We start from the raw sequence: 8,423 nt of genomic DNA, 5'->3' as shown, positions 1-8,423 counted from the left end.
GGCATGGCCCGTCAGCACGGGGTTAACCCTGATCCACTTGCAGCCAGATGGCGCACTGATAAGGGGCGAAGAGTGGCAGCGGTTCGCTTGGGTAATTGGCCAGCTGCAACCGCATCTTGTCTGTCACCTTGTCGAATTGGGGCATCGGCAAGGGGTTCGCCGTGAGATTGGCGAGCAGCAGCAGGGTGTGTTGCTCGCCGCTCGCCGGATCCTGCCAGTGGCGGTGATAGCTGATGCGCTCGGGATCATCCCCATCCAGCAGTTCGAATTTGCCGTGACGAACGACAGGGTGAGCCTTGCGCAGGGCGATAAGCTGGCGATAGCAGTGAAACGGCGAGTCGGGACGGGCCAGCTGCTCGTCAGCATTTATCTCGACGTGGTTGGTATTGAGGGCAATCCAGGGCGTGGCCGTGCTGAAGCCGGCGTGGGGGCCGCCGTCCCACTGCATCGGGGTGCGGGCGTTGTCGCGGCCGATGGCATCGAGCCGCCGACTCAGCTCGGAAGGAGCCAGCCCTGAGTGGCTGGCGCAGTAGTTGATGGCCTCCACATCGCGCAGCTCGTCCGGCTGCCAATGGCGGTTGGTCATGGCCAGCTCCTCCCCCTGGTAGATGAAGGGAGTGCCCTGCATCATGTGCAGCACCATGGCCCACAGCCTGGCGCTGGTTTCACGCCACTCGGGTCTGTCATCGCCAAAGCGGGAGACTGCGCGGGGCAGGTCGTGGTTGCCGAGAAATAGGCTGTTCCAGCCACGCCCGTGTAGCCCTTGCTGGTGGCGGGCCATGGCCCGTTTGAAGGCGAGGGGATCGAAGCGGGATGACCACTTGTCACTGCCGAGCCCCAGATGCTCGAAGTTGAACACCATGCTGAACTCGCTGCCATCGTGGTTCGAATAGTTCTGCATATGGGCGAGATCGGCCCCCCAGGTTTCCCCCACAGTGATGATCCCCCTGCCGCCGAAGCTCGCGGCATTGAGCTCGCGGATATAGTCGTGCAGGTGCGGGCCGTTGCTCATGGCCAGCCGGTCCCACTCCTTGCTCACCATGTCGATCACATCGAAGCGAAATCCCTTGATCCCTTTGCCCAGCCAGAAGTTGATCACCTCTGCCATTTCGGCCCGCACCGCCGGGTTATCCCAGTCCAGATCGGCCTGACTGGGATCGAAGTTGTGCAGGTAGTAGCGATCAAGCTCCGGCACATACTGCCAGCCGCTGCTGCCAAAAATCGAGGTGATGGGGTGAGCGTCGACAAAGGCTTGGTCGCGAAACACGTAATAGCTCTGATAATGGGGATCCCCGGCCAGTGCCTTCATAAACCATTTGTGCTCGGTGGAGGTGTGGTTGGCGACGATATCCATCATGATGCCGATGCCGTGAGCGGCCGCTTCGGCTATCAGCTGCTCCATCTCGGTCAGGGTGCCGAAGGCGGGGTCGATGGAGCGGTAGTCCGCCACGTCGTAGCCGTTGTCCCGTTTGGGGGAGCGATAGATGGGGGTGAGCCAGAGCATATCGACCCCGAGGGTGGCCAGATAGTCGAGGCGCTGACGAATGCCGTTGATGTCGCCCATGCCGTCGCCATCGCTGTCCTGAAAGCTCATGGGGTAGATCTGGTAGATGACGCAGCTATCGAGGTCGATATCGGGAGTGTGAAGGGAGTGCGGGTTCATCAGCGTGGCCGGTTGGGGAGGAGGCTTTCCATCTTACGCAGATGAGCGGGCACTCAACAGGGCAGGGGAAGCCTTGAAAAGGGTTCCATTATTGACTGATTGCCAAAAGTGCGGGAAGGGTCACAAAGGTGCCATCCCGGGCCACGGCTGTGGTCGGGATGGCACGGCACTTAGCGTTGATGCTATGCAGGAATTCTGGTTATTGAGCAGTCTTGGCCTGTTCGCTGCGCTGCTCCTGCTGGCGTTCTGCCTTCTCTTGTTGGCGCTCCGCTTGTGCTTCCAGCTCCTTGCCAAGGAAGTAGTTCAGGAAGGTGCGGATCACCGCGATGATGGCGAGGCGGATCAGCTCCTCCTTGCTCGGCGCGACCGTAGTGGCCAGGATGTCGGCGGCCAGCTGGAACTCCAGCGCCAGAATGAGCCAGCTGCCAAAACAGAGGCGAATGCGCGGAAAGCCGGGCTGGTGATCCCGCACTCTTGCCGCCAGCCAGAGGGTCTTGCCAAGCCCTATCACCACACAGGCGATGGAGATGATCTCCAGCAGCAGCTGGAACAGCTCGACCCCGTGCATCATCCCCTCTTTCAGGTTCGCTATCTCAAACACTCGGGTCACCTCCATGATTCAAAAGAGGACACTATTAACACATCGCTCGGCAAAGGCCAAATCAGAGTCTCCTGATAAGCAGTGAGAGCTGTTCAATGAGCTGACGCGCCGCGGGGCTGACTCCGGCCAATTGGAAGAAGCCGTGTATAACGCCCAGTTGCCGCTGACAGGTAGCCGTGACACCGGCTTGCAGCAGTTTGCTATAGAAGGCTTCCCCCTCATCGCGCAGCGGATCATATTCCGCCGTTACGATATGGGTCGGCGGTAGTCCTGACAGGTCCGGATGGTGGAGAGGGCTGGCTTCGGGGTGAGTGACGGGCTGCTCCCCCAGATAGGCGTGAAAACCGCTTAACAGCATGTCGCGGGTGATGAGGTAGTCATCCCCTAGCTGCCGATAGCTGTCACTGCCGCCCGTTGCATCGAGCATCGGATAGATGAGCAGTTGGGCTGCGGGCAAGGGGGCGCCTCGCTCCTTGAGTCGCAAGGTGGTGATCAGGGCTAGGTGGCCGCCAGCACTGTCGCCCGCAAGGGCAATCCTTGCCGGATCCCCATGCCATTTCTCCACATCGGCCATGATGGCGAGCGTGGCTGCCAGTGCATCGTCATGTGCTGCAGGATAGGTGTGTTCAGGGGCAAGGCGGGTATGTACCGCGAACACCAGTGCCTCGGCGCGATTGCACAGCATCCGCATCTGGCGGTCGTGAGTGTCGAACTCACCGCTGACAAAACAGCCGCCATGAAAGTAGATCAGGGCCGGACGGCTTGCACTTGAGGTTGGCGCTGGTTGATAGAGGCGAATGGAATAGTGGCCATGTTGCCACTCTTCGACAGCGCCAACCTCTTCCCGTTTACCACCCAATACGGCAGAGGCAAGATAGCCTTCACGCCGCGCCTGCCAGCTCAGGCTGCTCGCCCTGGGGCGGCCTGCTGCAATGAAATCCGCCACCATGGCCGCAATGGCCGGTTCAAGTTGTGTATCCATAACGCACCAATAACTGTATATAAAAACAGTTATTCTGCGCTTTTAGCCAGAGAGCGCAACCTGCGTTAGCTGAGGCGGCTCACAAAATCAGACTCCAAGCAGATGGAATTCAATCACATAGAGCGGCGGCAGAGCGGGGTAGATATTGCGGATCACCTGTTTGAGCTCGGGGAGGGTCATGTTCTCCTGACGGGCGTGCTCGTCGCTCAGTTCATCGAAGGCGACCGCCTTGACCGAGAGCACCTCTATGGTGCCAAAGGGCTGGTGCTCCGGGTTGGTGAACAGCGCCAGACGTTGGCCGGGCTGCCAGTTGGCCTCGCTCTCGTCGCGGATGGTGATGGTCTTGCGGCCCGCCTGAATGTCGGCAACGAAGCGGCTGAAGAAGGTGAATTCGGGATAGGAATGAGCAGACATGGTGACTCCTGACTGGGTGAATCGAAATGGGATGAATGGAAATCAAAGATCGAGATAGGCGCGCAGCCTGGCCAGATCGGCGATGACGGGGCCGTCACTGCCGTCGGCAACTATGCCCTGTTCGACCAGCTCCTTGAGAGCTCGGCGGTAAACCCGCTCTGTGGTGCCGAAGCGCGCCGCCTCGTGGGCCCGCTTGCGTGACCCCAGCATGGGGGTGCGCTGGCGTTCTCGCCACAACTCATAGGCGATGTTGTAGGCGATGGGGTGGAGCAGTCGGCTGGTGGTGATCTCCAGGGTATCGAGATAGTCGCTGGCAAGCGCCGCGGCGAAGAAGAGGGTCAGCTCGGGCTCGGCCAGCAGGCGCTGGGCCAGTTTGTGAGCACAGATGACCCGGGCGTCCAGTTCGGTCTCGGCCACCACGTTCCACTGCACCGGGGTGGCGCTGAAGAACTCCATTTCTCCGAAGATCTGGCTGTGACACTCAATCTCGCCGAGCTGGAAGATGCGGCCCGAGTGCACTGTGCTGTTGAGGGAGACCCGGCCATGTTCGACCAGATAGAGTTGCTCGCTCTGCTCCCCCTGGCGCATGATCAATTCGCCCGGCAGGTAGCGGCGCAGAAACAGGGTGCAGGCGTCGAGCGCCGCGGCAAAGCGGGGTTCAAGCTGCTGGAGTTCGGCGTGAAAACGGCCGAGGGGGTAGGGCTGTTGCTGCATGACTTGCCTGTCGCACCGGATGACGAGGGCCATGAGGCTAGCAAGAGTGCGGGCCGGATACCAGCCCGCACGATAGCGGATGTGCCGCAGTTAACGGTTTGCGCTTTATTGCACCAGGGCGTAGAGGGCAGCCGCGATGGCGTGCTGCTCACCGGCCATCATCGCCTGTTCGGCGCTGGCGTAATCCGCTACCCCTTGCTGCACATCCTGCTCGAACAGCACTACGTTGCAGAGCACGGCGGCGACCCGTACCTTGCGCAGGCGACCCACGGTCAGCAGGGAGGCGGTCTCCATGTCAGCGCCCAGTACGCCACGGGCATGCCAGTAGCGGCACACCTCCTGCTCATCATCTCGATAAAAGCTGTCGTGGGAGCGTACCAGCCCGTGCCAATGAGGCTGGCTGCTAGTGGCCACATGGTTGAGCAGGGCCGCTTGCAGCCAGATGTCGGCGCAGGCGGGGTACTCGGCGGGCAGATAGGCCTGTGAGGCCCCCTCATTGCGAACAGCCCCTTCCACCACGATAAGGTCGCCAAGGCCGATGTCGTGCTGCAGGGCACCGGCGGAGCCGACCCGAATAAGCGAGCGGGCGCCGGCTTGCACCAGCTCCTCCAGCGCTATGATGGCCGAGGCACCGCCAATGCCGGTGCTGCAAACCGTGATGGGCTGCCCCTGATAGGATCCGTTGATGAGGCGAAACTCCCGGTTTTGCCCCAGCACCTCACACTCTTCAAGCTGGCTGGCGATGCGATCGACCCGGGCCGGGTCGCCGCACAGTACCACCCGCTCGGCAATCTGGTCGGGGTGGCACTGCAGATGGGGTAACAGACTCATGGCTTACAGACCTTGTGGCTGGCGCTTGGCGGCAATCACCCAGAGGCGGGTGCCGTTGGCGGCGATAAACAGCAGGATCAGGTATTCCAGCGACATGGCGTAGACGCCCTGCGCGGCATAGACACCGATGCTGATGATGTTGATGACGACCCAGAGGATCCAGTTCTCCACGTATTTGCGGGTCATCAGGATCTGGGCGACCACCGAGAGCACTGTCATGCTGGCATCCCAGAACGGGAAGGCATCGGGGGAGGGCTCGGGGGTAGCAAGGTTGGCACCAAACAGGTTGAGCAGGGAGACCGAGGTGCGTGCCAGGGTGGCGAAGACCGGGTCGATATAGCGGGTCAGCAGAGCGATGGCCAGCACGCTCACGGCGGCGGTCACCATCAGTTTGGATCTGCTGAGCCAGCGGATCTGCAGGGTATCCCCCTGATCGTTGGCCGGGCGGGTCCAGGCGTACCAGCCGTAGACGTTGGCGCAGAAGAAGAACAACTGCAGCAGCAACAGCCCGTAGAGCTGGATCTGGAAGAAGATGATCGCAAACAGGCTGACGTTGATCAGACCAAACAGGTAGTTGATGGTCTTCTCCTGACTGGCGAACCAGATACAGGCCAGCCCGAACAGGGTACCGATGGCTTCAATCCATGACATGGCATAGCCGCCACCCAGCGGTATGGTCACTAGCGTGTTATTGATGCTGAACAGCTCGAATATGCTCATTTTCTGATCCTTGGACATGAGGGTTAGTATGCGAGGGCGCCATTCTAAGGGGTGAGGGGGAGGAGGGGCAGGACTTTTGTCCGTCCCGTACTTGGCCCATATCAAAGAAATCGCCACTGGTGCCCGGTTATTCCAGCAGTGATGGGTTATGGGGCCCCGGCGGGCCGGACTTTATTGATATGTAGCAAGATGATAGCGCCATGGCTGTGGTCTGATAGAGTCCACTCTCCGGGAGGAGAATCACGTGATAAAAGGAGGTTGCATTGAATTCCGAGCTTGTCTGGGTGCTCTGTCTGCTGGCTGGCGCCATCTATCTCTTTATGACCAACAAGGTGCGGATGGATGTGGTCGCCCTGTTGATCATTATCCTCTTTGTGCTGAGCGGCACCCTCACCCTGCCGGAGGCGCTGGCGGGCTTTAGCGATCCCAACGTTATCCTGATTGCCGCCCTGTTTGTGGTGGGTGAGGGGCTGGTGCGCACCGGCATCGCCTATCAGGTGGGGGATGCATTGGTGAAGGTGGCGGGTAGCAGCGAGACCAAGCTGCTGGTGTTGCTGATGGTAGCGGTGGCGAGTCTGGGGGCTGTGATGAGCAGCACCGGAGTGGTGGCCATCTTTATCCCGGTGGTGCTGAGCGTGGCGAACCGGATGGGGATCCCGGCCGGTCGCCTGATGATGCCCCTCGGTTTTGCCGGGCTGATCAGCGGCATGATGACGCTGGTGGCCACGCCCCCCAACATGGTGGTCAACAGCGAGCTGATGCGCCACGGCATTCACGGCTTCGGGTTCTTCGATTTCACCCCGATGGGCGTGCTGATCCTGGGGCTGGGCATCCTCTACATGCTGCTGGTGCGCGGCTCCATGGTGGGCGAAGGGGAAGAGGGCAAGGGCAAGCCGACCGGGCGCCGCACCCTGCGAGATCTCATTCGAGACTACCGATTGGCCGGTCGGGCCCGTCGTCTGGCGCTGCGGCCGGACTCCCCGCTGATTGGCCATACCCTGGATGAGCTGCAACTGCGTGCCCGTTATGGTGCCCACGTCATCGGGGTGGAGCGCTGGCGCAAGTTTCGCCGGGTGATGGTGCCGGTGTCGGGGATCAGTGAGTTCCAGGCCAAGGATGTTCTGCTGATCGACATGTCAGACCCCGAGGTGGATGTGCGGGGGTTTTGCAGCGAAGCGCGGCTCGAACCCATGATCCTGCGCGGGGAGTACTTCTCCGATCAGGCGCGGGAGGTGGGGATGGCCGAGGTGTCGCTGATCCCTGAGTCCAAGCTGCTGGGTAAAAGCGTGCGTGAGGTGACCTTCCGCTCCAGCTATGGTCTGAGCGTGGTGGGGCTGCGCCGCGACGGTGAAGCGCTGGCAGGCAAGCTGGTGGACGAGCCGCTGCAGATGGGGGATACCCTGCTGGTGGTAGGAAACTGGAGCCACATCAGACAGTTGCAGACCCATAGCCGCGACTTTCTGCTGATGGGGTTGCCCGCTGAAGTGGACGAGATGGCCCCCGCCCGCAGTCAGGCGATCCATGCCCTCTTCTGTCTTGGAGTGATGATCCTGCTGATGGTGACCGATCCGGTGCCCAACGTGATTGCCGCGCTGATCGCCTGTCTGCTGATGGGCAAGTTTCGCTGCATCGATATGGAGAGTGCCTACAAGTCGATCCACTGGCCGACCCTGATCCTCATCGTCGGCATGCTCCCCTTCGCGCTGGCGCTGCAAAAAACCGGCGGGGTGGATCTGATCGTCGGTGGCCTGATCAATGCGGTGGGGGAGATGGGGCCGCGGGTCATGCTGGCTAGCCTGTTTGCCCTCTGCGCGGTGATCGGGCTCTTTATCTCCAACACGGCGACGGCGGTATTGATGGCGCCTATTGCGCTGGGCACGGCCCAGCAGATGGGGGTATCGCCCTATCCGTTTGCCATGACCATTGCCATCGCCGCCTCGGCCGCTTTTATGACGCCGGTCTCGTCACCGGTGAATACCCTGGTGCTTGGGCCGGGCAACTACAAGTTTGCCGATTTTATCCGTATCGGGGTGCCATTCACCCTGTTGGTGATGGCGGTCAGCGTGGTAGCGATCCCCTGGTTCTTCCCGTTCTGATAACCGGGATGATGAATGTGTGCACCAGCGGCCTGCGGGCCGCTTTTTTATGGCCGGGAGACAAGAGTGGCAAGGCGTGCTCGGAATCAGTGAAGAGTGATATGGACGGGAATTAACGTGGAGATGGGTTAATAGAGGAGCGAGAGAAAAACTGGGGAGAGGCAAATTTCAGATACAAAAAAACCAGCGTGAGCTGGTCTGTTTGGTACTGCTATTAATGGTGCGGAAGGAGAGACTCGAACTCTCACGCCTAGGGCGCCAGAACCTAAATCTGGTGCGTCTACCAATTTCGCCACTTCCGCAATATTAATGGTGGCTATGACGGGATTCGAACCTGTGACCCCCGCATTATGAGTGCGATGCTCTAACCAACTGAGCTACATAGCCGTTTGTTATCGACCA

Annotated in this window: 8 protein-coding genes and 2 tRNA genes; 1 reads left to right on the top strand and 9 read right to left on the bottom strand. The window is 60.5% G+C overall.

The features are described 5' to 3' along the window. Nucleotides 1-22 precede the first annotated feature (22 nt). The 7 genes from AB5Y85_RS10930 to pnuC form a co-directional block, all read right to left on the bottom strand. Nucleotides 23-1,663 carry an alpha-glucosidase gene (locus AB5Y85_RS10930; protein ID WP_257687007.1) on the bottom strand — a complete coding sequence of 547 codons (1,641 nt, stop codon included), beginning with the start codon at nucleotides 1,661-1,663 and terminating at the stop codon, nucleotides 23-25. Between the two features lie 199 nt (nucleotides 1,664-1,862). After that, nucleotides 1,863-2,264: a DUF1622 domain-containing protein gene (locus tag AB5Y85_RS10925; protein WP_257687006.1), complete on the bottom strand. Its 402-nt coding sequence runs from the start codon at nucleotides 2,262-2,264 to the stop codon at nucleotides 1,863-1,865. A 61-nt stretch (nucleotides 2,265-2,325) separates the two neighbouring features. Next, nucleotides 2,326-3,246, bottom strand: coding sequence for an alpha/beta hydrolase (locus tag AB5Y85_RS10920; RefSeq protein WP_257687005.1), 921 nt, complete (start codon nucleotides 3,244-3,246; stop codon nucleotides 2,326-2,328). Between the two features lie 87 nt (nucleotides 3,247-3,333). Next, nucleotides 3,334-3,660: a N(4)-acetylcytidine aminohydrolase gene (yqfB, locus tag AB5Y85_RS10915; protein ID WP_257687004.1), complete on the bottom strand. Its 327-nt coding sequence runs from the start codon at nucleotides 3,658-3,660 to the stop codon at nucleotides 3,334-3,336. Between the two features lie 42 nt (nucleotides 3,661-3,702). Then, nucleotides 3,703-4,374, bottom strand: a complete 672-nt coding sequence (locus AB5Y85_RS10910) for a Crp/Fnr family transcriptional regulator (RefSeq protein ID WP_257687003.1) — start codon at nucleotides 4,372-4,374, stop codon at nucleotides 3,703-3,705. Between the two features lie 105 nt (nucleotides 4,375-4,479). After that, nucleotides 4,480-5,205, bottom strand: a complete 726-nt coding sequence (locus AB5Y85_RS10905) for a nucleoside phosphorylase (protein ID WP_257687002.1) — start codon at nucleotides 5,203-5,205, stop codon at nucleotides 4,480-4,482. Between the two features lie 3 nt (nucleotides 5,206-5,208). Next, nucleotides 5,209-5,925, bottom strand: a complete 717-nt coding sequence (gene pnuC, locus AB5Y85_RS10900; RefSeq protein ID WP_088868693.1) for a nicotinamide riboside transporter PnuC — start codon at nucleotides 5,923-5,925, stop codon at nucleotides 5,209-5,211. A 263-nt stretch (nucleotides 5,926-6,188) separates the two neighbouring features. On the opposite strand from pnuC, the gene AB5Y85_RS10895 reads away from it, so the two are divergent. Continuing rightward, nucleotides 6,189-8,021, top strand: coding sequence for an SLC13 family permease (locus tag AB5Y85_RS10895; protein WP_257687001.1), 1,833 nt, complete (start codon nucleotides 6,189-6,191; stop codon nucleotides 8,019-8,021). A 218-nt stretch (nucleotides 8,022-8,239) separates the two neighbouring features. Here AB5Y85_RS10895 and AB5Y85_RS10890 read toward each other — a convergent pair. Then, nucleotides 8,240-8,323 (bottom strand) — tRNA-Leu (locus tag AB5Y85_RS10890). A gap of 8 nt (nucleotides 8,324-8,331) precedes the next feature. Next, nucleotides 8,332-8,408, bottom strand: a tRNA-Met gene (locus tag AB5Y85_RS10885). Nucleotides 8,409-8,423: the final 15 nt, after the last annotated feature.

Source organism: Aeromonas sp. R3-1 (genome assembly GCF_040908345.1).
Lineage (GTDB): Bacteria > Pseudomonadota > Gammaproteobacteria > Enterobacterales > Aeromonadaceae > Aeromonas > Aeromonas veronii.
This window is presented reverse-complemented; position numbering and strand designations above follow the sequence as displayed.

Coding starts and splice junctions, on each gene's coding strand:
- AB5Y85_RS10930 (WP_257687007.1), bottom strand. CDS start 1,663: ATGAACCCGCACTCCCTTCACACTCCCGATATCGACCTCGATAGCTGC.
- AB5Y85_RS10920 (WP_257687005.1), bottom strand. CDS start 3,246: ATGGATACACAACTTGAACCGGCCATTGCGGCCATGGTGGCGGATTTC.
- yqfB (WP_257687004.1), bottom strand. CDS start 3,660: ATGTCTGCTCATTCCTATCCCGAATTCACCTTCTTCAGCCGCTTCGTT.
- AB5Y85_RS10910 (WP_257687003.1), bottom strand. CDS start 4,374: ATGCAGCAACAGCCCTACCCCCTCGGCCGTTTTCACGCCGAACTCCAG.
- AB5Y85_RS10905 (WP_257687002.1), bottom strand. CDS start 5,205: ATGAGTCTGTTACCCCATCTGCAGTGCCACCCCGACCAGATTGCCGAG.
- pnuC (WP_088868693.1), bottom strand. CDS start 5,925: ATGAGCATATTCGAGCTGTTCAGCATCAATAACACGCTAGTGACCATA.